Source organism: Spiroplasma endosymbiont of 'Nebria riversi', from assembly GCF_018831625.1.
Taxonomy (GTDB): Bacteria; Bacillota_I; Bacilli_A; order Mycoplasmatales; family Nriv7; genus Nriv7.
Genome location: NZ_CP065193.1, coordinates 191,101 through 216,406, shown reverse-complemented (window position 1 = coordinate 216,406; position 25,306 = coordinate 191,101). Strand labels below are relative to the sequence as shown.

Annotated in this window: 21 protein-coding genes, 3 rRNA genes, 2 pseudogenes and 1 other annotated feature; of the genes and pseudogenes, 13 read left to right on the top strand and 13 right to left on the bottom strand. The window is 30.2% G+C overall.

The genetic code is table 4. The annotated features are described in order from the left end of the window. Nucleotides 1-47: 47 nt before the first annotated feature. From I5Q57_RS01525 to I5Q57_RS01505, 5 genes are all read left to right on the top strand, one after another. Nucleotides 48-1,573: ribosomal RNA gene (locus I5Q57_RS01525) — 16S ribosomal RNA — on the top strand. A 210-nt stretch (nucleotides 1,574-1,783) separates the two neighbouring features. Next, nucleotides 1,784-4,707: ribosomal RNA gene (locus I5Q57_RS01520) — 23S ribosomal RNA — on the top strand. Nucleotides 4,708-4,780: 73 nt separating this feature from the next. Further along, nucleotides 4,781-4,887 (top strand): 5S ribosomal RNA (gene rrf / locus I5Q57_RS01515). Together the 16S, 23S and 5S rRNA genes form the textbook arrangement of a ribosomal RNA operon. Nucleotides 4,888-5,383: 496 nt before the next feature. Next, the gene (locus tag I5Q57_RS01510; RefSeq protein WP_215826489.1) at nucleotides 5,384-5,533 is read left to right on the top strand and encodes a hypothetical protein; all 150 of its coding nucleotides are present in this window, start codon (nucleotides 5,384-5,386) and stop codon (nucleotides 5,531-5,533) included. 153 nt (nucleotides 5,534-5,686) lie between these two features. After that, nucleotides 5,687-6,142 carry a hypothetical protein gene (locus tag I5Q57_RS01505; protein WP_215826488.1) on the top strand — a complete coding sequence of 152 codons (456 nt, stop codon included), beginning with the start codon at nucleotides 5,687-5,689 and terminating at the stop codon, nucleotides 6,140-6,142. 335 nt (nucleotides 6,143-6,477) lie between these two features. Here I5Q57_RS01505 and I5Q57_RS01500 read toward each other — a convergent pair whose 3' ends face one another. Beyond that, a complete protein-coding gene (locus I5Q57_RS01500) occupies nucleotides 6,478-7,293 on the bottom strand; it encodes a hypothetical protein (RefSeq protein ID WP_215826487.1) in 816 nt (271 codons plus the stop codon). Between the two features lie 91 nt (nucleotides 7,294-7,384). Between I5Q57_RS01500 and I5Q57_RS01495 the strand changes: the two are divergent. Next, nucleotides 7,385-8,457, top strand: a pseudogene (locus I5Q57_RS01495) (IS3 family transposase). Here the strand turns inward: I5Q57_RS01495 and I5Q57_RS01490 are convergent. The 7 genes and pseudogenes from I5Q57_RS01490 to I5Q57_RS01460 form a co-directional block, all read right to left on the bottom strand. Continuing rightward, nucleotides 8,419-8,802 carry a hypothetical protein gene (locus I5Q57_RS01490; RefSeq protein ID WP_215826486.1) on the bottom strand — a complete coding sequence of 128 codons (384 nt, stop codon included), beginning with the start codon at nucleotides 8,800-8,802 and terminating at the stop codon, nucleotides 8,419-8,421. The pseudogene I5Q57_RS01495 and the gene I5Q57_RS01490 overlap by 39 nt on opposite strands. Then, nucleotides 8,753-9,376 carry a hypothetical protein gene (locus I5Q57_RS01485; RefSeq protein ID WP_215826485.1) on the bottom strand — a complete coding sequence of 208 codons (624 nt, stop codon included), beginning with the start codon at nucleotides 9,374-9,376 and terminating at the stop codon, nucleotides 8,753-8,755. Before I5Q57_RS01485 ends, I5Q57_RS01490 begins: the two co-directional genes overlap by 50 nt. Nucleotides 9,377-9,583: 207 nt before the next feature. Further along, nucleotides 9,584-9,865 (bottom strand): 50S ribosomal protein L27, encoded by a 282-nt coding sequence (rpmA, locus tag I5Q57_RS01480; protein WP_305849495.1) that lies wholly within the window; start codon nucleotides 9,863-9,865, stop codon nucleotides 9,584-9,586. Between the two features lie 8 nt (nucleotides 9,866-9,873). Continuing rightward, nucleotides 9,874-10,191, bottom strand: coding sequence for a ribosomal-processing cysteine protease Prp (locus I5Q57_RS01475; protein ID WP_215826483.1), 318 nt, complete (start codon nucleotides 10,189-10,191; stop codon nucleotides 9,874-9,876). Continuing rightward, complete coding sequence (gene rplU / locus I5Q57_RS01470) at nucleotides 10,145-10,555, bottom strand: 50S ribosomal protein L21 (RefSeq protein ID WP_215826482.1); 411 nt, start codon at nucleotides 10,553-10,555, stop codon at nucleotides 10,145-10,147. The genes I5Q57_RS01475 and rplU overlap by 47 nt, the downstream gene beginning before the upstream one ends. 8 nt (nucleotides 10,556-10,563) lie before the next feature. Next, nucleotides 10,564-10,636: a sequence feature (ribosomal protein L21 leader region), on the bottom strand. Between the two features lie 277 nt (nucleotides 10,637-10,913). Further along, on the bottom strand, nucleotides 10,914-11,645 hold the full coding sequence (locus tag I5Q57_RS01465) for a UPF0236 family transposase-like protein (RefSeq protein WP_215826481.1): 732 nt from the start codon (nucleotides 11,643-11,645) through the stop codon (nucleotides 10,914-10,916). A 3-nt stretch (nucleotides 11,646-11,648) separates the two neighbouring features. Beyond that, nucleotides 11,649-11,744, bottom strand: a pseudogene (locus tag I5Q57_RS01460) (IS3 family transposase); the annotation flags it as partial. Nucleotides 11,745-11,906: 162 nt separating this feature from the next. On the opposite strand from I5Q57_RS01460, the gene I5Q57_RS01455 reads away from it, so the two are divergent. After that, a complete protein-coding gene (locus I5Q57_RS01455; protein ID WP_215826479.1) occupies nucleotides 11,907-12,500 on the top strand; it encodes an IS3 family transposase in 594 nt (197 codons plus the stop codon). 107 nt (nucleotides 12,501-12,607) lie between these two features. On the opposite strand, the gene I5Q57_RS01450 is transcribed toward I5Q57_RS01455, so the two are convergent. Next, nucleotides 12,608-12,784, bottom strand: coding sequence for a hypothetical protein (locus I5Q57_RS01450; protein WP_215826478.1), 177 nt, complete (start codon nucleotides 12,782-12,784; stop codon nucleotides 12,608-12,610). Between the two features lie 134 nt (nucleotides 12,785-12,918). On the opposite strand from I5Q57_RS01450, the gene I5Q57_RS01445 reads away from it, so the two are divergent. Next, nucleotides 12,919-13,821 carry an IS1/IS1595 family N-terminal zinc-binding domain-containing protein gene (locus I5Q57_RS01445; RefSeq protein ID WP_215826477.1) on the top strand — a complete coding sequence of 301 codons (903 nt, stop codon included), beginning with the start codon at nucleotides 12,919-12,921 and terminating at the stop codon, nucleotides 13,819-13,821. A gap of 302 nt (nucleotides 13,822-14,123) precedes the next feature. On the opposite strand, the gene I5Q57_RS01440 is transcribed toward I5Q57_RS01445, so the two are convergent. Further along, nucleotides 14,124-14,453, bottom strand: a complete 330-nt coding sequence (locus tag I5Q57_RS01440; RefSeq protein ID WP_215826476.1) for a hypothetical protein — start codon at nucleotides 14,451-14,453, stop codon at nucleotides 14,124-14,126. 382 nt (nucleotides 14,454-14,835) lie between these two features. Here I5Q57_RS01440 and I5Q57_RS01435 point away from each other — a divergent pair, with 382 nt between their 5' ends. From I5Q57_RS01435 to dnaJ, 5 genes are all read left to right on the top strand, one after another. After that, nucleotides 14,836-16,974 (top strand): ATP-dependent Clp protease ATP-binding subunit, encoded by a 2,139-nt coding sequence (locus tag I5Q57_RS01435; RefSeq protein ID WP_215826475.1) that lies wholly within the window; start codon nucleotides 14,836-14,838, stop codon nucleotides 16,972-16,974. A gap of 81 nt (nucleotides 16,975-17,055) precedes the next feature. After that, the gene (gene hrcA, locus I5Q57_RS01430; RefSeq protein ID WP_215826474.1) at nucleotides 17,056-18,078 is read left to right on the top strand and encodes a heat-inducible transcriptional repressor HrcA; all 1,023 of its coding nucleotides are present in this window, start codon (nucleotides 17,056-17,058) and stop codon (nucleotides 18,076-18,078) included. A gap of 21 nt (nucleotides 18,079-18,099) precedes the next feature. Continuing rightward, nucleotides 18,100-18,720: a nucleotide exchange factor GrpE gene (locus I5Q57_RS01425; protein WP_215826473.1), complete on the top strand. Its 621-nt coding sequence runs from the start codon at nucleotides 18,100-18,102 to the stop codon at nucleotides 18,718-18,720. 1 nt (nucleotide 18,721) lies between these two features. Further along, nucleotides 18,722-20,560: a molecular chaperone DnaK gene (gene dnaK, locus I5Q57_RS01420; protein WP_215826472.1), complete on the top strand. Its 1,839-nt coding sequence runs from the start codon at nucleotides 18,722-18,724 to the stop codon at nucleotides 20,558-20,560. 66 nt (nucleotides 20,561-20,626) lie between these two features. Beyond that, the gene (gene dnaJ / locus I5Q57_RS01415) at nucleotides 20,627-21,754 is read left to right on the top strand and encodes a molecular chaperone DnaJ (RefSeq protein WP_215826471.1); all 1,128 of its coding nucleotides are present in this window, start codon (nucleotides 20,627-20,629) and stop codon (nucleotides 21,752-21,754) included. A 592-nt stretch (nucleotides 21,755-22,346) separates the two neighbouring features. On the opposite strand, the gene recO is transcribed toward dnaJ, so the two are convergent. The 3 genes from recO to I5Q57_RS01400 are packed head-to-tail and all read right to left on the bottom strand — an operon-like array spanning nucleotide 22,347 to nucleotide 25,284. Beyond that, entirely contained in the window at nucleotides 22,347-22,940 is a 594-nt protein-coding gene (gene recO / locus I5Q57_RS01410; RefSeq protein ID WP_215826470.1) for a DNA repair protein RecO, read from the bottom strand. 15 nt (nucleotides 22,941-22,955) lie between these two features. Then, nucleotides 22,956-23,885, bottom strand: coding sequence for a GTPase Era (gene era / locus I5Q57_RS01405; RefSeq protein ID WP_246534709.1), 930 nt, complete (start codon nucleotides 23,883-23,885; stop codon nucleotides 22,956-22,958). Continuing rightward, nucleotides 23,848-25,284 (bottom strand): ATP-binding cassette domain-containing protein, encoded by a 1,437-nt coding sequence (locus I5Q57_RS01400; protein WP_215826469.1) that lies wholly within the window; start codon nucleotides 25,282-25,284, stop codon nucleotides 23,848-23,850. The genes era and I5Q57_RS01400 overlap by 38 nt, the downstream gene beginning before the upstream one ends. Nucleotides 25,285-25,306: the final 22 nt, after the last annotated feature.

Sequence of the window (25,306 nt, the reverse complement as noted above, 5' to 3'; positions counted from 1 at the left end):
AATAAAAATTGAAAACATTACTATAAAATGTTTTTTTATTTTCACTTTTTAATGAGAGTTTGATCCTGGCTCAGGATTAACGCTGGCGGCATGCCTAATACATGCAAGTCGAACGAGAGTGCTTGCACTCTAGTGGCGAACGGGTGAGTAAACACGTATCTAATTTGCCTTTTTGAGGGGAATAACCGTTGGAAACGACGGCTAATACCGCATAGGTTATCGTTAGGCATCTAATGATAATTAAAGGTGCATTTGCACTACAAAAAGATAAGGATGCGCTGCATTAGTTAGTTGGTAAGGTAATGGCTTACCAAGACGATGATGCATAGCCGACCTGAGAGGGTGAACGGCCACACTGGGACTGAGACACGGCCCAGACTCCTACGGGAGGCAGCAGTAGGGAATTTTTCACAATGGGCGAAAGCCTGATGGAGCAATGCCGCGTGACTGATGAAGGCCTTCGGGTTGTAAAAGTCTGTTGTAAGGAAAGAATAGTAAGAATAGGAAATGATTCTTATTTGACGGTACCTTACCAGAAAGCCACGGCAAACTATGTGCCAGCAGCCGCGGTAATACATAGGTGGCAAGCGTTATCCGGATTTATTGGGCGTAAAGGGTGCGTAGGCGGTAATATAAGTCTAAGGTTAAAGATCGAAGCTCAACTTCGATTCGCCTTGGAAACTGTATAACTAGAGTGCAGGAGAGGTTAGTGGAATTCCATGTGTAGCGGTGAAATGCGTAGATATATGGAGGAACACCAGCGGCGAAGGCAACTAACTGGCCTGTAACTGACGCTGAGGCACGAAAGCAGGAGTATCAAATAGGATTAGATACCCTAGTAGTTCCTGCCGTAAACGATGAGTACTAAGTGTCGGCTTTAATGTCGGTGCTGCAGCTAACGCATTAAGTACTCCGCCTGAGTAGTATGCTCGCAAGAGTGAAACTCAAAGGAATTGACGGGGACCCGCACAAGCGGTGGATCATGTGGTTTAATTCGAAGCAACGCGAAGAACCTTACCCAGACTTGACATCCAGTGCAATGCTATAGAAATATAGTGGAGGTTAACACTGAGACAGGTGGTGCATGGTTGTCGTCAGCTCGTGTCGTGAGATGTTGGGTTAAGTCCCGCAACGAGCGCAACCCTTATTATTAGTTGCTAACATTTAGTTGAGGACTCTAATGAGACTGCTAGTGCAAGCTAGAGGAAGGTGGGGATGACGTCAAATCATCATGCCCCTTATGTCTGGGGCTACACACGTGATACAATGGTCGGTACAAAGAGTCGCAAACTCGCAAGGGCAAGCTAATCTCAAAAAGCCGATCTCAGTTCGGATTGAAGTCTGCAACTCGACTCCATGAAGTTGAAATCGCTAGTAATCGCGGATCATCAATGCCGCGGTGAATACGTTCTCGGGTCTTGTACACACCGCCCGTCACACCACGAGAGTTGGTAATGCCAGAAATTCGTATCTTAACAGTTTACTGAGAGAGCGACCCAAGGTAGGATTGATGATTGGGGTGAAGTCGTAACAAGGTATCCGTACCGGAAGGTGCGGATGGATCACCTCCTTTCTATGGAGTTTATATTTATAAACTAATTACATTAGATTTTAACAAATAACTTTGGTTGAGGATGTTCTGTTTAGTTTTGAGAGATTATTTATCTCTCAAACGCAATATGAGAAATTACACTGTAATTTCTATGAGCATTGTTCTTTGAAAACTGGATATAAACATTTATTTTTATAATTGCAATAGGTTTTTCTTTTGACAAAGAAAAATTAGTAAGTTAATAAGAGCATATAGTGGATGCCTTGGGATTAGGAGCCGATGAAAGACGTGACTACCTGCGATAATCCTTGGGGAGCCGGAAGTAAGCTTTGAGCCAGGGATTTCTGAATGGGGTAACCTACTATTCTTAATCGAATAGTGTCATATGATGAATACATAGTCATATTGATGGGATACCTAGGGAAATGAAACATCTTAGTACCTAGAGGAAAAGAAAGCGAATGCGATTCCCTTAGTAGCGGCGAGCGAACAGGGAACAGGACAAACCACTCTTCGGAGTGGGGTTTGGACCATCTATATAGAGTTTTAGAAAATTTTTTGATAGTAGAAATCGCTGGGATGCGATGCCATAGAGAGTGAAAGCCTCGTATACGAAATCGAAAAGTCTCTTGATGGGATCCAGAGTACGGCGAGACACGAGAAATCTTGTCGGAAGACGCGCAGACCACTGCGTAATCCTAAATACTACCTAATCACCGATAGTGAACCAGTACCGTGAGGGAAAGGTGAAAAGTACCCCGAGAGGGGAGTGAAATAGTATCTGAAACTATATGCTTACAAGAAGTCGGAGCTCGTTAATGAGTGACGGCGTGCCTTTTGTAGAATGAGCCGGCGAGTTACGATTATATGCAAGGTTAAGTGGAAAACATGGAGCCGTAGTGAAAGCGAGCCTTAATAGGGCGTTTAGTATGTGGTCGTAGACCCGAAACCAGGCGATCTAGCCATGAGCAGGTTGAAGTTAAGGTAATACTTAATGGAGGACCGAACCAACGTTCGTGAAAAGACCGTGGATGACTTGTGGCTAGTGGTGAAATTCCAATCGAGCCTGGAGATAGCTGGTTCTCCCCGAAATAGTTTTAGGACTAGCGTCAAAATTAGCGCAACGGAGGTAAAGCACTGAATGTATGATGGCCCCACCTTGGGGTACTGACTGCAATCAAACTCTGAATGCCGTTGTTGTATGTTTGGCAGTCAGTCTGTGGGTGATAAGGTCCATGGACGAGAGGGAAACAGCCCAGATCATCAGTTAAGGTCCCAAAATCAATGCTAAGTGTAAAAAGGATGTGGAATGACTTAAACAGCTTGTAGGTTGGCTTAGAAGCAGCCATCCTTTAAAGAGTGCGTAACAGCTCACAAGTCGAGTTATTTTGCGCCGAAGATGTACCGGGGCTAAGCATTGTACCGAAACTATGGATTTTAAATTATTTTAAAGTGGTAGGGGAGCGTTCTAAACGGGACGAAGGTAGATCGTAAGGACTACTGGACTGTTTAGAAGTGAGAATGCCGGCATGAGTAACGATTGAAAGCGAGAATCTTTCATGCCGTTTGACTAAGGTTTCCTGGGCGAGGTTCGTCCACCCAGGGTTAGTCGGGGCCTAAGGCGAGGCCGAAAGGCGTAGTCGATGGACAACAGGTTGATATTCCTGTACCACCATGGTATGGAATGGAGTGACGGAGAAGGCTAGGATATCCCGGTTAATGGATTCCGGGCTAAGCGCAAAGAGGGTCATTTAGTAAATTTTATGGCATAACCTTGAAGCGTTATGGGGAGTGAAAGCTTCGGCAAGTAGCGAAGAGTCTGACGCCACGCTTCCAAGAAAAACTTCTACTATTAACTATCATGGTGCTCGTACCGAGAACGAACACACGTGGTCAAGGAGAAAATCCTAAGGCAAGCGAGATAACTATAGCTAAGGAACTCTGCAAAATCATCCCGTAAGTTAGCAAGAAGGGATGCTCATATAAGTAATTATGTGAGCCGCAGTGAAGAGGCCGGGGCGACTGTTTAGCAAAAACACAGCTCTCTGCTAAGTCGTGAGACGATGTATAGGGGGTGACGCCTGCCCAGTGCTGGAAGGTTAAGAGGATGGGTTAATAAAATTTATTATGAAGCTCAGAATTGAAGCCCCAGTGAACGGCGGCCGTAACTATAACGGTCCTAAGGTAGCGAAATTCCTTGTCAGGTAAGTTCTGACCCGCACGAAAGGCGTAACGATCCCGGCGCTGTCTCGGCTATAGACTCGGTGAAATTTTAGTACCTGTGAAGATGCAGGTTACCCGCAACTAGACGGAAAGACCCCGTAGAGCTTTACTATAACTTGATATTGATTTTTGATCTAATATGTACAGGATAGGTGGGAGACTTTGAAGTAGATACGCTAGTATCTATGGAGTTAACCTTGGGATACCACCCTTATTATTTTGAAAATCTAACCTTATTCAGTTATCCTGAATAGGAACAGTGTCAGGTGGGTAGTTTGACTGGGGCGGTCGCCTCCTAAAGAGTAACGGAGGCGCCCAAAGGTACCCTCAGTATGTATGGAAATCATACGTAGAGCGCAAAAGTAGAAGGGTGCTTGACTGTGGAGACTTACAAGTCGGACAGGAACGAAAGTTGGGTTTAGTGATCCGGCGGTCCTGAGTGGAAAGGCCGTCGCTCAACGGATAAAAGTTACCTCGGGGATAACAGGCTTATCTCCCCCAAGAGTTCACATCGACGGGGAGGTTTGGCACCTCGATGTCGGCTCATCACATCCTGGAGCTGAAGTTGGTTCCAAGGGTCGGGCTGTTCGCCCAATAAAGTGGTACGTGAGCTGGGTTTAGAACGTCGTGAGACAGTTTGGTCCCTATCTGTTGTGGGCGCAGGAAGTTTGAGGAGATCTGTTCTTAGTACGAGAGGACCGGAATGGACCTACCTCTGGTGCTCCAGTTGTCATGCCAATGGCACAGCTGGGTAGCTATGTAGGGAATTGATAAGTGCTGAAAGCATCTAAGCACGAAGCAAACTTCAAGATGAGACTTCCCATCCAGAAATGGAATAAGACCCCTTAAAGATTATGAGGTTGATAGGTTGGGTGTGTAAGTATGGTGACATATTTAGCTGACCAATACTAATAGGTCGAGGACTTACTTTATTTTAAAAGTAATTCCTATTGTTGAAAGTCTAAAATAATGTTTATGTCTAGTTTTGAGAGAGCAATCTCTCTATCTGGTGCCTATAGCGGCGTGGCCACACCTGTTCCCATTCCGAACACAGAAGTTAAGCATGCCAGCGCTGACGATACCTTCACAGGGAAAATAAGACGGTGCCAGATTTTTTAATTTATTAATTCACTTTTTTTATTAAAAATATTATTCAATAGTTAATAATAATTGAATAATATTTTTAATAAAAAAAGTGAATTAATAAATTGTTGAGATTAATGAGTCGCAAAGTATCTAATACATTAATAGTCATTATTATTGGCTTTGTTATGTTTTCAGTTACTTTGGGACTTTTATTAAATTATGTTAATTTTAATCCTATGACTTGTAACATTAAAACTGATAATGTTAGTTGTAATATTAAAGGTTTAGAAATTTCTGAACAAATTGTTAATGATTCAACTCGTAAAGAAAATTCTTTATTAAATTCTGATGTTTTTCGAGAATTGAAAATTGTTCAACAAGAACGAGGCGCAAAGGGTGAAACTAATTTTGTAATTCGTAATTTAACAAAGTATGATTTTAATTTTGTAGAAAACTCTTGATATTTATTGAATATACTTAATTTTAGGTATATTTTTAATATGATAGAGGTGGATAATAATTATGGAAAAAATAATTCAAGAACTAGTAAATACTTTAACAGATGATCAATTTTTAGAATTTTATGAAAAAGTCAAACAACAAGCAGAATTAATAAAAAAACAAAAACGTTTAAATGAAATTGATAAAAAATTTAGAGCACAAGGTATTTAATGCCCTAAATGTGAATCTTACCATTGCGTTAAAAATGGACATAATTCAGAAGGAAAACAAAAATATTTATGTAAAAATTGCCGTGCAAGTTTTGATGCTTCTCGTAATCATTTTATTTATTGAAGTCATTTAAATTATGAACAATGAAATTTATTGATTCAAATTTCATTGCTGGGGCAATCTAGTAAAAAAATTTCTCGTTTTATTAAAACTACATTAAAAACTGCTTGATATAATCGTCAAAAATTAATGAAATCAAAACAATTAGAAAATACCCAATTAAAATTTAAAAAATTATCTGGTAAAATCCAAATCGATGAAACATTTATTAAAGAAATTCATAAAGGAAATTTCGAACATAAAACTGATCCACGAAGAATTCACCTTGACCCATTCGCAACTAATACTAAATGCTGTATTCAAATGGCAGTTGATAATAATAACAATATTTATGTTAAATCCACAAACACCAAACGTTTACAAAAACAATGAGTTATTGAAAATATGAACAAAAAATTAATTAACCAAAATTCAATTATTACTTCTGATATGCAAAAATTATATTTTTTAGTAGCAAAACAAAAAAAATTCTACTTTATGTGTAAATAAAACAACAATTAATCCTGAAGCTAGTTATCGTAACTTAAATAAAATCAGTAAATTACAATCTAGTCTTAAAGAAGCCTTAATTCATTATCATGGTTTAGGTTTTACTAATATTCAAAATTATTTAAATCTCTGAAAATGAAAATACCAACATAAGGGTTTAACTCCAAAACAACAAACAGCGGTATTATATTTTAATGTATAAAAAATTAAAGTAAAAACATTAATTTTACATAAAAGCCTTTTAAAATTATCAAGTTGATGATTTTTTTTATTTTATCAAGAGTTTTATACAAAATTAAAACAAAAAATTATTAATATTATTAAATTTTCACTAATTATCTAAATTTATTTTTTTTATATTTATTGGTATACACCACAACACCTTTATTAATTCAACTATCATCATTTTTATTATTATATTTATTTCATAATGAATTTTTATATATTTCTTTTCTGATTGCTATTTCTGAATTAATATTTTCATTAATATAATGCAATACATTTAATTTGTTTAAATTTGCCATTCTTAAATGTAATAGGTTATTTAAATTCTTATGATTATATATTTTTGCTCCATATCCTAATTGTTGTTTTAATAAATGCGATACATCACTTTCAATGCTGCGGCCAATATCTCATTCTAAATTTTGATTATGAATACCCTGCTTATTGTTTTTGAAATAATTACTTGCCTTTCTTAAATTTGTTTTAATATCTTTATTTAACTCATTTTTAGCAATATTACGAATTTTCTTCACTAATTCTTGATGATTTCCATCCTTATATAATTTAATTCAACTATTTAGTGTTACTTTACGATTTTCAAAAATAATATTAAATGCAGTTTGTTTTAATTTTTTAATAGCGTGATAACCATCTAAAATATATCTAACATTACCGAAACTATTGACAATTTCTCTAATTCAAGTAGTGCCTTCGCCACAAACAATTATTTTGTCATAATTAATATTTACATAATGTTTTTGTAATTCTTTAATTAATAAATCACGATAATCCATCGTATTTATTTGTTTACCAACTTTTAACATTATAAAATGACCTCGTTTGTTTTCTGATTCTCTACGAGTATTTTTATAATTTTTTTCTTTATGTCCAGTATGAAATGGATAGGTTACGTTAAGTTGGACCATATTTATGTGGACTTTCAAATAAAATAAAATTATTAAGAAAGTAGGAGGATGAAAATGGGGAAAACTCATATTCAAATGAATTTAAAAAAAAATTGTCGCGCTTTATCAAAACGGAAAAAGCATTGTTGAAATTATTAAAGAATACGGAATTTCAAAATCAGCCGTATATCAGTGAATTGAAAATTTTAATAATTTTGGGTCATTTAAAGTGCAAGATAATCGCGCTGTCGAAGAAAATGAATTAATTTACTTGCGAAAAGAAAACCAACAATTACGAATGGAAAATGACATTTTAAAGCAAGCAGCACTGATAATTGGCAAAAAATAGGAATTATATTAACAATAATAAAGAAAAATATTCCTTGCTAAAAATGTGTCAAATATTAAAAATAGCAAAATCAACATATTATTATCAAACTAATAATTGTGTTAAGTATGATATTAATAATTATGAATAAGAAGTTATCAGTGCATTTAATAAAAGTCGTAAAATTTATGGTGCTCGTAAAATTAAAGCTGTTTTAATGAGAAAAGATATGATCTTATCACGTCGAAAAATCAGATTCCTTATGATCAAAAATAATTTGGTTTCTAAATACACCAAATTAAAATATCGTAATCATAAAACAATGGTTAATAATGACCAAATTAGTAATGTTTTAAATCGTCAATTTAATAACAAAAAACCTAATGAAGTTGTTGTTAGTGATTTAACATATGTGCAAGTTGGAGGCAAATGACATTATATTTGTTTATTAATTGACTTGTTTAATCGAGAAATAATTGGCTATAATGCCGGACAAAAAAAAACCGCTGAACTAGTTCAACAAGCTTTTCATAAAATAACACGACCATTAAATAAAATAACTTTATTTCATACTGATCGTGGTAATGAGTTCAAAAATAAAATCGTTGATGAAATTTTAATAACCTTTAATATTTAAAAGATCATTGAGTGCGAAGGGTTGTCCTTGTGACAATGCTGTGGCTGAAACAACTTACAAAACTTTTAAAACGGAATTTATCAAGGGTAAAAAATTTGAAAATTTAACATAATTAAAATGCGAATTATTTGATTTTGTTAATTGATACAATAATCTTAGAATACAGGGCAGTTTAAATTATTTAACGCCTGTTGAATTTAGAAAATGACAGTCTACATAAAAAGTATCCAAAAAATTGTTGCCATACCACACCAGCTAATGAAATTACTAAACAAACAGATAAAATAGCAGAGCTTCCTTGTAAAATATCATTAACTAACATTTGTTCTGATTTTCAATTAACAAAATCAATAATAATTGTCGCAATTAAAAAGAACGAAGAAACTTCTAATAAACCACCTACACCAACTCCCGGAATAAATTTGGTTATATATGGCACTTCTAAAATTGATTTTTTAAAAATTTTTTGATGCTCACTATGCATTGAAAAAACAACTGAATTATGTTTATCTTTTTTAACACGATAAGCATAAAGCATTACAAAACCAATCGCCACCGTTGTCATCGCAATTCAAATTATAACTCTTCAAACTATTCCTGTAGTTACTTGCTAACTTGCCAACAATTTCACCATCTATTGCAGCCTGAACAGCCGTACCAATTAAAAATGGATTAATAATTGAACCTAAAACACCAATCCCGGCTCCTAACAAAATAACTAATAATCCCGTAAAAGCATCAAGTCCTGCAGCTAAAATAATTGGTAAAATTAAAGCATAAAATCCTAATGTCTCTTCTGCCATCCCATATGTTGTTCCTGAAACGGAAAAGAAAATCATTAAAATAGGAATTAACCACAACTCCTTATTTTTTAAATTAGAAATTAATTTACCAATCAAAGCATCTAAAGCTTGAGTTTTCATCATCACATTAACAAAAGCCCCTAAAATTAATACAAAGATAATAATTGATGTCCGACCTTTATTAGTAAAACTTTCCATCGGAACTCAAAAAATATCAATAATTCCTGCTGGCGTTTTAGCAACCGCCGGAATTCAAGATAAAAAAAATAAAATAACAACAATTAAAAATAAAATGGTAAATGCCGTTGGCATTTTAAATTTAAATCACTTTGTCATATCGCTAATTAACCATCGCCACTAGCACAACTCATTTAATAATATTAATTTCTAAGAATTTTCCCACTTCAAAAATAAATTGATATTTACTATCATTCATAATTTGTATCGCTTTCTAATTTCACATATTTGCATATATTTTAGCACAAAAAACGATAAGAATTAACTTGTTGCTTCTCATAATATTTAATTTAACAAAGAAAAAGACTATTTTTTATAAACCGAAACTTTCGCTCTCTTTTTACCATAGCGTTCATATTTAACAACACCGTTAATTAAAGAAAACAAAGTATCATCGCTACCACGACCAACACTATTTCCAGGATGAATCTTAGTTCCCCGTTGCCGATAAATAATCATCCCCGTCCTTGCTGATTGTCCGTCACTTAACTTAGTACCTAATCGTTTAGAATGTGATTCACGACCATTACGACTAGAACCAACACCTTTTTTAGAGGCAAAAAATTGAATATCTAACTTAAATCTCATCATAATAATTATATCTCCTTAATCTCTATATTTTGTGGATATTGCTCAGCAATAGTTTGTAACTGATAAACCATTGTATTCAACACAATTTGATTAACAGCTTGCACTTCTAGAACCTTAATAATAATATCATCCTTAACCGAAATACTAATACTATCTTGACATTGCCGATCTAATGCATTTAAAGTTCCAAAAACAACAGCACTAACCGCACTACAAACAATATCTTGACCCTTTGCTTTAAAACCAGAATGACCACTAACAATTACTTGATAATAATTATTTTGCTGTCTTTGAATTTGAAACCGAACCATTATTACTATCACTAATTTCTGCTGTCGGCACTGCTTTTGACTTAGTTTCAACAACTTTAGAAACCTTTTTTGCTCCATCTAATAAAATATCAATAATTTTTACTTGTGTATATGGTTGACGATGACCATACTTAGTTTTACTATTTTTTTTCGGTTTATAAGTAAAAACCACAATCTTTTTTTCTTTACCTTGTTTAATTATTTGACCAACAACCTTGGCATTTGGTACAAGCGGTCGACCAATGTTACCATCAATCATTAAAACCTTATCAAACTCAACAACATCGCCAGCATCACCAACGATTTTTTCAATTCAAATTACTTGTTCCTTTTCAACGCTTAGTTGCTTGCCGCCAGTTAAAATAATAGCAGACATATATATACCCTCCAGCTTAGACTCGCCAATTTAGGTGAGATTAAACTACTTATAACCTATTTCGTGCGGTTGAAACCGTTTAAAGTTATCACAAATTAATATTGCAATACTTACAACATTAATAATTATAACCTAAAATAAATATTTTCGGTAGCAAAATATGTTTAGGGTCGCGTTTAGTTTTCTTAGGTATTGTTTTGAAGAAGTAAAACAATCAGCTAATTATATTATTTGATTCCTAAACTAACCCTGCCTTTCTTATTATTGTCATTTTTATTCGTCACCATTTTATCATATTATTTAATTTTTACACAATGAAAAATTATTAATTTTATTAAATTTTAACTAATATTTTTACTTACTTAAATCTATTATATTTATTTGTTACAGCATTGCCTTTATAGTTAATTCAACTATCATCATTTTTATTATTATATTTATTTCATAATGAATTTTTATATATTTCTTTTCTGATTTTTATTTCTGAATTAATACTTTCATTAATGTAATGTAATACATTTAATTTGTTTAAATTTGCCATTCTTAAATGTAATAGGTTATTTAAATTCTTATGATTATATATTTTTGCCCCATACCCTAATTGTTGTTTTACTAAATGAGATACATCACTTTCAATGCTACAACCGATATTTCATTCTAAATTTTGATGATGAATGCCATGCTTATTATTACTGAAATAATTACTCGCTTTCCTTAAATTTGTTTTAATATCTTTATTTAATTCATTTTTAGCAACATTACGAATGGTTTTGATTAATTCTTGATGATTGCCATCCTTATATAATTTAATTCAACTATTTAATGATACTTTGCGATTTTCAAAAATAATATTAAATGCCGTTTGTTTTAATTTTTTAATAGCATGATAACCATCTAAAATATATCTAACATTACCAAAAATATTGGCAATTTCTCTAATTCAAGCATCACCATCACCACAAACAATTATTTTGTCATAATTAATATTTACATAATGTTTTTGTAATTCTTTAATTAATAAATCACGATAATCCATTGTATTTATTCGTTTACCAACTTTTAACTGGTATGGCGACGCTTTTTTGGACACTTTTTATGTAGACTGTCATTTTCTAAATTCAACAGGCGTTAAATAATTTAAACTGCCATGTATTCTAAGATTATTGTATCAATTAACAAAATCAAATATTATTATCAAACTAATAATTGTGTTAAGTATGATATTAATAATTATGAATAAGAAGTTATCAGTGCATTTAATAAAAGTCGTAAAATTTATGGTGCTCGTAAAATTAAAGCTGTTTTAACGAGAAAAGATATGATCTTATAACGTCGAAAAATCAGATTCCTTGTGATCAAAAATAATTTGGTTTCTAAATACACCAAATTAAAATATCGTAATCATAAAACAATGGTTAATAATGACCAAATTAGTAATGTTTTAAATCGTCAATTTAATAACAAAAAACCTAATGAAGTTGTTGTTAGTGATTTAACATATGTGCAAGTCGGAGGCAAATGACATTATATTTGTTTATTAATTGACTTGTTTAATCGAGAAATAATTGGCTATAATGCCGGACCAAACAAAACCGCTGAACTAGTTCAACAAGCTTTTCATAAAATAACACGACCATTAAATAAAATAACTTTATTTCATACTGATCGCGGTAATGAGTTCAAAAATAAAATCATTGATGAAATTTTAATAACCTTTAATATTAAAAGATCATTGAGTGCGAAGGGTTGTCCTTATGACAATAATTTGGCTGAAACAACTTACAAAACTTTTAAAATGGAATTTATCAAGGGTAAAAAATTTGAAAATTTAACACAATTAAAATGCGAATTATTTGATTTTGTTAATTGATACAATAATCTTATAATACATGGCAGTTTAAATTATTTAACGCCTGTTGAATTTATAAAATGACAGTCTACATAAAAAGTGTCCAAAAAAGGGTTGCCATACCACTAGTAATAATGTTAAAATTGTAAAAAATACTAATCCAAATATACCCATCTTTCTTTTCTCCTTAATTTTCTAATCTTTTAATATGCAATATCAACACAAAGTCAATTATCACCGACTAAATCAGTTCTAACAGATTCAACTGCAGATTTAGACGCTCAAATTTTTTGTTCTAATCCAGTTTTTTTATTAATAGAATATATAAACTTTCGACAAGAATTATTAGGTGGTTCACCCCCACTAACTCACATTTTCATTTCTAAAACTCCAAAACTATTTTTTTACTACACCAAATCAAAAAATTGTTTTAATTTTGTAGAAAACTCTTGATATTTATTGAATATACTTAATTTTAGGTATATTTTTAATATGATAGAGGTGGATAATAATTATGGAAAAAATAATTCAAGAACTAGTAAATACTTTAACAGATGATCAATTTTTAGAATTTTATGAAAAAGTCAAACAACAAGCAGAATTAATAAAAAAACAAAAACGTTTAAATGAAATTGATCAAAAATTTAGAGCACAAGGTATTAAATGCCCTAAATGTGAATCTTACCATTGCGTTAAAAATGGACATAATTCAGAAGGAAAACAAAAATATTTATGTAAAAATTGCCGTGCAAGTTTTGACGCTTTTTGTAATCATTTTATTTATTGAAGTCATTTAAATTATGAACAATGAAATTTATTGATTCAAATTTCATTGCTGGGGCAATCTAGTAAAACAATTTCTCGTTTTATTAAAACTATATTAAAAACTGCTTGATATAATCGTCAAAAATTAATGAAATCAAAACAATTAGAAAATACCCAATTAAAATTTAAAAAATTATCTGGTAAAATCCAAATCGATGAAACATTTATTAAAGAAATTCATAAAAGAAATTTCAAACATAAAACTGATCCACGAAGAATTCACCTTGACCCATTCGCAACTAATACTAAATGCTGTATTCAAATGGCAGTTGATAATAATAACAATATTTATGTTAAATCCACAAACACCAAACGTTTACAAAAACAATGAGTTATTGAAAATATGAACAAAGAATTAATTAACCAAAATTCAATTATTACTTCTGATATGCAAAAATTATATTTTTTAGTAGCAAAACAAACAAATTCTACTTTATGTGTAACTAAAACAACAATTAATCCTGGAGCTAGTTATCGTAACTTAAATAAAATCAGTAAATTACAATCTAGTCTTAAAGAAGCCTTAATTCATTATCATGGTTTAGGTTTTACTAATATTCAAAATTATTTAAATCTCTGAAAATGAAAATAACAACATAAGGGTTTAACTCCAAACCAACAAACAGCGGTATTATATTTTAATGTATAAAAAATTAAAGTAAAAATAGTAATTTTACATAAAAGCCTTTTAAAATTATCAAGTTGATGATTTTTTTATTTTATCAAGAGTTTTATACAAAATTAAAAAAAATTGCAATAAATTAGTTAAATAACTCAACTAACATCGATAATTAACGGGCGGAGCATACGCTTTCCGCACCGTTTAAACACCATAAAAACCAACTAAGATATTTTTTTTATTTACCCCTATTCTTAAAACACCGTAAAACATTTTTAAAATGAATTTTTAAAATAATCAAAACTTACAACCTTTTTATCATGTTCTTTTTCAGCAACAAAAAAACCTAACAACTCATGACTTAAAATCAAACTAGATTCTTGGCCTTTGCTATTAACAAAAACCAACTGATATTCACCATCTTTAATTATTCCAATACAAATAGAATTCTCATATTTCCCTTTATAAACAAATCGTTTCGAAAACCAAATACTAGTAGATTCATACAATCACGGAATTGCCGGCGCTTTAATAAGTACTGCAATTTGCGTTTCTTTTAAAAGATATTTTTCAGTATTTAAAAAAATATTTTCAATGTTTCACATACACATAATTCCTTACAAATATATTTAGTTATATTAAACTAAGTTAAATATTTATTTTTTTAAACATTTATGTTTAAAAAAATTTGTTAGTAAACTTCGTTTACTAATTAACTTAGTTTATTACTATCAAGGCACAAAAAAATACAAGGCATAACTAAAAATAATAAATATTAATTTAACCTTATATTTCTTGTAATAAATAAATGAGATCGTATTTATTAATTAACAGCAAGTTTGTATAAACCAAAATCTTGTCATATGTATATGGTTTCTACAAAAAATTAGCAATCTACTATTGACACTGCCAAAATAATATACTATAATGATTTTATCAGCATTCTAGTATGTAGACTGCTAAAATAAATGGGGAGGTTTGATAAATATGCAAATTAATGAAATACCTAATTACAGCAATGATCCTAAGATTTTAGAAAAATTTGCTCGTAATTTAAATGAGATGCATATTGAAGGCAAAACTGATCCAATAATTGGTCGTGATGATGAAACCCGACGAATTATTGAAATTTTATCGCGAAAACAAAAAAATAATCCAGTACTTATTGGTGAACCCGGAGTTGGTAAAACAGCTATTATTGAAGGATTGGCACAAAGAATTGTTAAGGGTGATGTTCCTAGTAATTTAAAAAATAAAATTATTTATGAACTGGATATGTCATCAATAATTGCCGGTGCTAAATTTCAAGGTGAATTTGAAGAGCGATTAAAGGCAGTTATTAACAAAGTTAAAGCCTCAGCTGGAGAAATTATTTTGTTTATTGATGAATTGCATTTAATTGTGGGAATGGGTAAAACTCAGGGAGCAATTGATGCTTCAAATATTTTAAAACCAATGTTAGCTCGTGGTGAACTGCGATGTGTGGGAGCAACAACATTGGATGAATATCGCGAATATATTGAAAAAGATGGTGCTTTAGAACGAAGATTTCAAAGAGTTCTTATTAAAGAACCAACTGTTGATGATACAATTTCAATTTTACGCGGTTTAAAAGATCGTTATGAATCATATCATGGTGTACGAATTCATGATAATGCTATTGTTGTTGCTGCTAATTTAGCTAATAAATATATTAGTGATCGATTTTTACCTGATAAGGCAATTGATTTAATTGATGAAGCGTGTGCCAACATTAAAACAGAAATTGGTTCAATTCCTGCTCCGCTTGATGATGTGAAGCGAAAAGTAATGCAATTGGAAATTGAAAAGGCGGCTTTATTAAAGGAAAAAGATCATAAGTCAAAGCAACGATTAGATGAATTAATTGCAGAATTAGAAAAATTGAAAGTGAAGGAAAATTCTTTAGAATTAGTTTGGAATGAAGAAAAAGCACAATTAGATGAAATTAAAAATACTAGATTACAAGTAGAACAATTAAAAACAGAATTGGAACAAACACAATTAAAAGGTAACTTTAACCGTGCCGGTGAAATTCAATATGGTTTATTACCAAAATTAGAAAAAAAATTGGATGAGATTACTAATAAAACAAAAATTAATGCATTATTAAAAGAAGATGTTACTGAACAAGATGTTGCTAATATTGTTGAAAGATGAACGGGAATTCCTGTTAGTCGCCTCGTTGAAAGTGAAAAACATAAGTTACTTAATTTGACTAAGCATTTACGAATTAGAGTTAAAGGTCAAGATGAAGTTTTACACTTAGTAAGTGATGCAATTATTAGAGCAAGAAGCGGGATTAAAGATCCAAATCGACCAATTGGTTCATTTATTTTTTTAGGTCCTACTGGAGTTGGAAAAACTGAAGTAGCTCGTGCCCTTGGAGAATATTTATTTGGTTCAGAAAAAAATATTATTAGACTAGATATGTCAGAATATATGGAAAAACATTCTGTAAGTAATTTACTTGGGGCCCCCCCGGGTTATGTGGGTTATTTGCAAGGTGGACAATTAACAGAAAAAGTTCGCAGAAATCCATATAGTATTATTTTATTTGATGAGATTGAAAAGGCACATAGTGATATTTTTAATATCTTATTACAAATTTTAGATGAAGGAATAGTTAGTGATCGGCATGGTAAAATAATTGATTTTAAAAATACAATTATTATTATGACCTCCAATCTTGGTTCGGAATTTTTATTATCACCAAGAGAAGACGGTAAAGCGTTGGTAATGCAAAAATTAAAAATAACATTTCGTCCAGAATTAGTTAATCGGATTGACGAAATTGTTATTTTTAATTCATTATCGGAAAAGATTATTAAAGAAATTATTGATAAAGAGTTAGCATTATTGAATGATCGCTTAGAAATGACTAAAGATATTAAATTAGTTTTTGATAATAAGGTTAAAGAAAAAATTCTTAAAGAGGGTTATGATCAGCAATTTGGTGCCCGACCAATTAAGCGATATATTCAAAAGCATATTGAAAATTTACTTGCTAAGTCAATTATTGAAGACCATATTAAAGAAAATTGCATTTATTCGTTAACTGTTAAGAATGATAAAATTATCATTGCTAGTAAGGAAAAGTTAAATTAATGATTGATTTTTCTAGTAATTGTTATATAATTTTATTATTGGCAGTAAACAAGATTAAGTGCTAAAAGTAGGAATGAAATTATGTTAACGATAAGACAAAAAGAAATATTGAAGTTTATTATTGATGAATATATTCAAAGTGCGCAACCAGTATCAAGTAAAATCTTAATTGAAAAGTATAAGTTACCTTATTCTTCAGCGACAATTCGTAGTGAGTGTGCGTTTTTAGAAGAGACAGGATTATTAGAAAAAACTCATGTTTCTAGTGGTCGGATACCAGCATCACTTGGTTATCGCTATTATGTTGATAATTTAATGGATGTTCGTAATGGTGATAATGATATTAAGCAACAATTAGAAAATATTTTTGCTAATCGGCAATTAGCTATTGAAGATATTATTGAACAAACAGCTGAAATATTAAGTGCGATGACTAATTTGATTACAGTAGTTATTGGTTCTAATTCGCAAGAAGATTGTTTGAAAAAAATTGAATTAGTGCCTATTAGTGAAGAAAATGCAGTTGCAATTTTTATTAGTGAAAAGGGACATGTTGTTAATAAGACTTTTAATATTAAAGATGTCACCTTGCAAGATTTAGTTTTAGCGATTGAATTATTTAATAGTCGTTTAATTGGTACAAAATTAGAAGATATTAAAGAAAAAATGCAAGCTTTACAACCAATATTGGAAAAACAAGTTTTGAAACATGAATATATTTTACAGTCATTTATTAATACTTTAGTTAGTTTTAAAAAGCGTGAACATTCAACACATGGTCTTCAATATATGTTAGATAATCCTGAATTTAATGATGTTAATAAAATTAAAGAAATTGTCCGATTTATTGAAGATTATTCGCCTTGAAAACAGTTTATAAAAACAGAAAAAGAACAGCAAGAATATAATCAAGAAAATATTCATATTCTTATTGGCAATGAACTAGGAAAACAAACAGATGATATTGCTGTTATTAGTACTGATTATCATACTGGTAATAAGCAAATTGGACAGTTAGCGGTAATTGGCCCTAAGCGGATTGATTATGATAAGATGTCAGAATTATTAGATTGAATATCACGCAAAATTGAAGAGAGTTTTTAAGAGAAAGGGATAGGAGATATTATGAATAATGATAAACAAAAAGAATTTGATAATCAAAATTTAACTGATGTTAGTGGAACAACGGATGATATTACCAAATTACAATTAGAAATTACAAATTTAAAGATGTTATTAGAAACAACTGAGAATGATAAAATTCGTGCTTTAGCTGATTGAGATAATGCAAGAAAACAATATGATAATGAACTCAAAGAAGTTAGAAAGTATCGTTCGCAAGCAATGATTGTGCAATTATTACCAATTATGGATAGTTTTGAACGAGCATTAAATGTAAAAAATGTTGGTGCTGATGTTAAAAATTTTCTTCAAGGTTTTGAAATAATGATTAATCAATTAAAAGTAATTTTAACTAATGAAGGTGTTACTGAGATTGATGTTAAAGTTGGTGATATGTTTAATGGTCATTTGCATTATGCAATTGAACAAGTTGAAAGTGATAAATATCAACCAAATGAAATTACTAAAATTTTACAAAAAGGATATCATTTATATAATCGGGTTTTACGAGTTGTCACCGTACAGGTAGCAAAGGAAAAGATGATTAATAATAATCAAGAAAATCAAGAAAATCAAGAAAATCAAGAAAATCAAGAAAATATTGAAATGAAAGAGGAAAAATAAAATGGCAAAAATTATTGGAATAGATTTAGGAACAACAAATACTTGTGTGGCATTTATGGATGGTGCTGAACCAAGAGTAATTGAAACTCCAGATGGAGCCAGAACGGCACCATCGGTAGTAGCATTTAAAAATGAAGAAATTCTTGTTGGAAATAGCGCAAAACACCAAGCAGTAGCGAATATTAATACTATTTTTTCAATTAAAAGTAAAATGGGAACTGACGATAAAATTAATATTAATGGTAAGGAATATACACCAGAAGAAATTTCGGCAAAAATTTTAAGTTATGTGCGTGATTTTTCAGAAAAGAAACTTGGTGAAAAAATTACTAAAGCAGTAATTACGGTTCCAGCATATTTTAATAATGCGCAAAGACAAGCAACAGAAAATGCTGGTAAAATTGCTGGTTTTGAAGTTGAACGAATTATTAATGAACCAACAGCAGCGGCGTTAGCATATGGTATTGATAAAGTTAATAAAGAGCAAAAAATATTAGTTTATGATTTAGGAGGCGGAACTTTTGATGTTTCAATTTTGGAATTAGCTGATGGCGTTTTTCAAGTGTTAGCAACATCAGGTGATAATAAATTAGGTGGTGATGATTTTGATCAAATAATTACTGACTGATTAGTTGCTGACTTTAAAAAAGAAACTGGTATTGATTTATCAAAAGATAAATTGGCAATGCAACGAGTAAAAGAAGCTTCAGAACAAGCTAAAAAAGAATTATCTGGTAGTTTACAAGCAACAATTTCATTATCATTTATTTCAGCTAATGAATCAGGACCAGTACATTTACAAAAAACCTTAACGCGAGCGGCATTTGATAAAATGACAAGATTATTAGTTGAACGAACTTTAAAGCCTGTTGAAAATGCATTAAATGATGCCAAATTAAAAGCTAGTGATTTAGATCAAGTTTTATTGGTGGGTGGTTCAACAAGAATTCCGGCTGTTCAAGAAGCAATTAAAAAAATATTAGGGAAAGAACCTAATCGTAGTATTAACCCTGATGAAGTTGTTGCTTTGGGGGCCGCTATTCAAGGCGGAATTATTGCTGGTGATGTTAAAGATATTTTATTGTTAGATGTAACCCCATTGTCATTAGGGATTGAAACTTTGGGTGGTGTAATGACACCTTTGATTCCAAGAAATACAACAATTCCAACATCAAAGTCACAAGTATTTTCTACTGCTGATGATAATCAACCGGCTGTGGATATTCATGTTTTACAAGGCGAAAGACCAATGGCTAGTGATAATAAGACTTTAGGTCGTTTTCAATTATCAGGAATTGATAAGGCACCAAGAGGAGTACCACAAATTGAAGTAACATTTTCAATTGATGTTAATGGTATTGTTGCGGTTAAAGCTAAAGACTTGAAAAATAATAAAGAACAATCAATTACAATTAAATCTGATGAAGGTTTAAGTGAAGCAGATATTAAAAGAATGGTTAAAGAAGCAGAAGCTAATAAAGAAGCGGATGAAGCTCGTCGTAAAAATGTTGAGTTAGTAAATAAAGCCCAAACTTATTTACATGATATTGAACGAGGAATTGAAGAAGGCAAAGAAAAAGTGACTGAAGAACAAAAAACATCGATGAATGATATGAAAGCAGAAATTGAAAAACTGATTAAAGAAGAAGATTATGTTGGTTTAGAGAAAAAAATGTCTGACTTGGAACAAATGATGATGCAAGTAGCACAGTTTATGCAACAACAAGCTAATTCTGAAGCTCCAGAAATTAATGAACAAGAAAATAATGATAAAAAAGATGATGTTATTGATGCTGAATCTAATGATTCTGGTGTTGAATCTAGTGATGAGAAGAAGTAAATTATGAATGATTTTTACTACACATTGTAGTAAAAATCATTTTATTAGCAAGGTAGGGGTTAAAAAATGAGCATTAAAAACAAGCGAGACTTTTATGAAATATTAGGTTTATCGCGTAATGCGAGCAATGATGATATTAAACGCGCTTATCGTAAGTTAGCTAAGCAATATCATCCTGATGTTTATAAACAAAGTGATGCTGAATCTAAAATTCAAGAAATTAATGAAGCGTATGAAGTATTGTCTGATTCTCAAAAACGACAAATGTATGATCAATATGGCAGTGCTGACCCAAATATGTTTAGTGGTGGTCAAGGTTTTGGTAATTTTGAAGATATGTTTGATGATATTGGTAGTGTTTTTGGTGATTTCTTTGGTGATATTTTTGGTGGTGGTCAAAGAACGCGAAAACGACATTCACAAGCACATAAGGGTGAAGATATCTTTTATCGCGAAACTATTAGTTTAAAAGATGCAATTTTGGGAACAACGATTCAGTTTAAAGTTAATGTTAATTTTCTTTGTGATGAATGTCATCAAACAGGTGCTAAAACATCAGGAGATGTTGTAAAATGTTCAAATTGTAATGGCCGAGGGATTGAAGTTACTGAGCAAAGAACAATGTTAGGAATTATTAGACAAGAAAGACCTTGTCATTCTTGTCACGGAATTGGTGAAATTATTAAAAATAAATGTTTACAATGTAAAGGTAAAAAGTTTATTACTAAACAAGAAACCATTAGTCTTGATGTCCCAAAAGGAATTTTTTCTGGACAAAAAGTGCGTGTTCATGAAAAGGGTCATTATGGACTTAAAGGACAATCTCGTGGTGATGTTTATATTGAAATTGAAGTTCAAAAGCATGCTTTTTTTCAGCGTGATGATTTAGATTTATTAATTATGATTCCGATATCTTTTATTGATGCAATGTTAGGAACAATCATTAAAGTTCCAACATTTGAGAAAACAGTAGAATTTAAAATCCCTCCTAAAACTAAAAATAATGCTGTTTTTACGATTCCTAAAATGGGAAGTTATCATCCTTTAAATAGTAAAAAACGCGGTGATATTATTGTTAAAATAGAAATTGCTTTTCCAAAGCATATTTCAAAACAGCAAGAAAAGATTTTACAACAGTTAAGTGATGAATTAGATTTTAATCCTAACAATGAATTTATTAAAAAATTTAAATAGTTAAAAAATATCGTTAATCAACGATATTTTTTATATTTGTGCTGAAAATAATCGCACCGAGATTATTTATTTACAATATGGTTTTATTTTCAAAATTTTAAAATAAAACCTAGTTGCTGGACGCATAAATTTTTGTTAGATGGATAAAGATTTTAATAATTTTAAAAGAAAAGTAATTACAATTTAATTATCATTTTATTTTAAAAATAAGTAATAAAACAAAATATTTAATATTAACAAACATAATTTTAATAAAAGGTTATAAAAACAACATTAAAATAATTTTTTACAACAAAAATCATACATAGGATATATATACTTAATTTGCATATTGAAATAATTTATAAATAATTTATAATAAATGATTATTTTTTCTTTTTTTAAAAATATCTAAGAAAACTAAACGCGACCATCTATCAGCCGGTAAACTTCTTTTGGTTATGGCGATCACCCACAATTTATTGTGCTTTAATACATACCAACATTATTAATTCACTTGTATTTAATTTTCAAAGAACAAATTTTAACACCTTATAAAATAAAAAGACAATCATTGCTGACTGTCTTAATACTTATTCAAATCTTTTCCCACCTAACAAAACTTTATGCGCCCTTGTAAAAGTGAAATTGGAAATATTTGTTGTTCGTTTTTAAAACAACCACGACAAACAAACCCGCCAGCTGATCAATTTATTGTTTTAATATTATTATTACTTTTACAAATGCTACAATGGTTTAGTCGCAATTGTAATCCTAAAAGTTTTAACACTTTAAAAGTTAAAAAACAGAAAAGTTTTTTAACTTCATTTTTATCATTATTAATATTTTGTAAAATAACTAATAATTCATTAAAAATAATATTAGTATCCTCACTAAGTTCACTATAAAGTTTAACTAAATAATTAGTGACCATTAAGCGTTCATAGTTACTATTAATATTAGAGAATGTTTCAAGAATAACTCCGGTTTTTAATCGATGCATTTTATTTTTACTATAAGCAAAAAATAATTCAAATTCACAATAATTAAATAATTGTAAAAATGCTTGATTTTTAGAAGTGATTTTTCGTACCCCCCCCGGACAATAAATAGCAATAATGCCATTAATAGTATAAATATTAACAACGGCATCAACCAATTGATAATCTTGTTTATTAACAATTATTCCCGAAATTTTTGTTGTCAATGCACTTTATTTCCTTTATTTTTTACCATAACCTAATTTTGCTAATATGTTAGGACTACCTCTTCATTTTTTTATTACTTTAACGAATAATTCTAAATAAAATTGGGTTGCAAAAATTTCTTCTAATTCAATTCTTGCTTGCGAACCAATATTTTTAATCATTTTACCACCATTACCAATTAAAATTCCTTTTTGCGAATCTCTTTCAACAACAATAGTAGCGATTACACGAATAATTTTTTTTGTTCTTTCTTTTTTAAATTCCTCAATTAAAATTGCAATACCGTGTGGTACTTCTTGATGAGTTAATAAGAGAATTTTCTCACGAATAATTTCTTTAACAAAAAAATCTTCTTGTTGATCTTGAAACATATTTTTAGGAAAATACTGCGGTCCAAGCGGTAATGTCATCATCAGCTTATTTAATAAAAAACTAATATTAATATTTTTTAAACAACTAATACCAATAATTTCTTGAACATTAAATCGTTCATTTCATAATTTAATTTTCTGCTCTAATTGCTCAGAAGTAATTAAATCAATTTTTGTCAATCCTAAAAAAATTGGTACTTCTCGTTCCTGCAAAGACTTATATATATAATGATGTGTTAATGAAATTTTTTCATAACTATTAACTAATCATAAAATACCTTCAACACCTTTAGTACTTTGCATTGCCACCCAATTTAAACTTTTTCCTAATTCATTGGTAGACTTATGAATTCCTGGACTATCAATAAAAATTATTTGATAATCATCGGTAGTCAAAATTCCTTGAATTCGATTTCTTGTTGTTTGCGGTTTATTACTAACAATAGCAATTTTTTTTAACATTAAAGTATTTAATAAAGTAGATTTACCAACATTTGGTTCACCAACAATGGCAATAAAACCAGAACGAAAATCATTATTCATATCATTTTCACCATTTAATCGCAACGCCAATAAATATTAAGGGTAAAGCACTAGAAACTAAAATATTAATAATAAAATTTGTGTTGGATAAGATGCTATTGTTAGCAACATTATTCATTAATAAACTACTTGGATATTTAAAAATTGATAAATAACTAAAAATCTTAAAAATTAAATTCTTATCAAATTTAAATTTTGATAAGAATATGCCACTAAAAAGCATCATTGGTAAAAATAAAGCATTAGAAATTAACATATGTTTTTTTTGAGTTTTAAAAAATGTTGCTAATAAAACTCCAAAACTAATACTAATAATAATAGAAAATATTAAATAACCAATAACTGGTAAATTAATAAAACTTAAAAGTTCACTAATATTAAATTGACGCCCAAAAATAATGGTAGTTCAAAATAATGTTATTAAAATTGTAAATAAACTTAAAATACAACCAAATAAAATAACAGTTAAGAAAAAAGTTTTGGGTTTTATATTAATTGATCCAAAATGTTTAACAATTATTGAATTACGAAATTCAACAATTGTTCCTGAAATAATTTGAAACCCAGTAATCATTACTTGAATCATTAATGCCGCCACAATCATATTTTTTATTTTGCTTAATAAAAATTCATCATCAACATTAGGTAATTCACTGGAAAAAACAATGAAATCAATTATTAATATCATTAAAGAAGAATTATTATTTTTATCTTGTTCTTTATAAAATTTAAATTTTACCTTTGTATATTCAGCAATGGTACCATATTGTTCAATAACTTCTTTAACAGTAATTTGTTCTTTAATTAAAACATTATGTAAAAAAATGATTTTTTCACAAAACTTTTCTATTTCACTCATAATATGGGTTAATAAAATCATCGTTACATTTCTCTTAACAATATCTTCTTCTAAAAATTCAAAAATATCTTCACGTACTTCAATATCTAAACCTGTTGATACTTCATCTAAAATAATTAATTGCGGTTTATGAATAACTGCTAATAAAATATTTAATATTTGTTGTTGACCCGCAGATAAAGAATTAATTTGTTTTTTCTTAATACCATCTAGTTGATATGTTTTTAACAAATTTTCTAAATCATCATAATGATATTTAATACTAAAAGTTTCTAAGTAATATTGAATCATATCTAAAATAGTAATACCCATCGGATATTTAGAATCTTGAAACTGAATCCCAATAACTAATAATTCTGACTTTTTTCAAACTACTCCTGCTTTTGTCTTTCTTATTCCCACAATAATTTCTGAAATGATTGACTTGTCACCATCATTAGCACCAATTAAACCAATTCGCTCGCCACAATAAATTTGCAAATTAATATCTTGTAAAGCTCATTTTTGACGATATTTTTTACTTAAATTTTTTATGTCAACTAATAATAAATTACTATTTGTTTCCTTCATAAAATTATGCTCCATTACTATA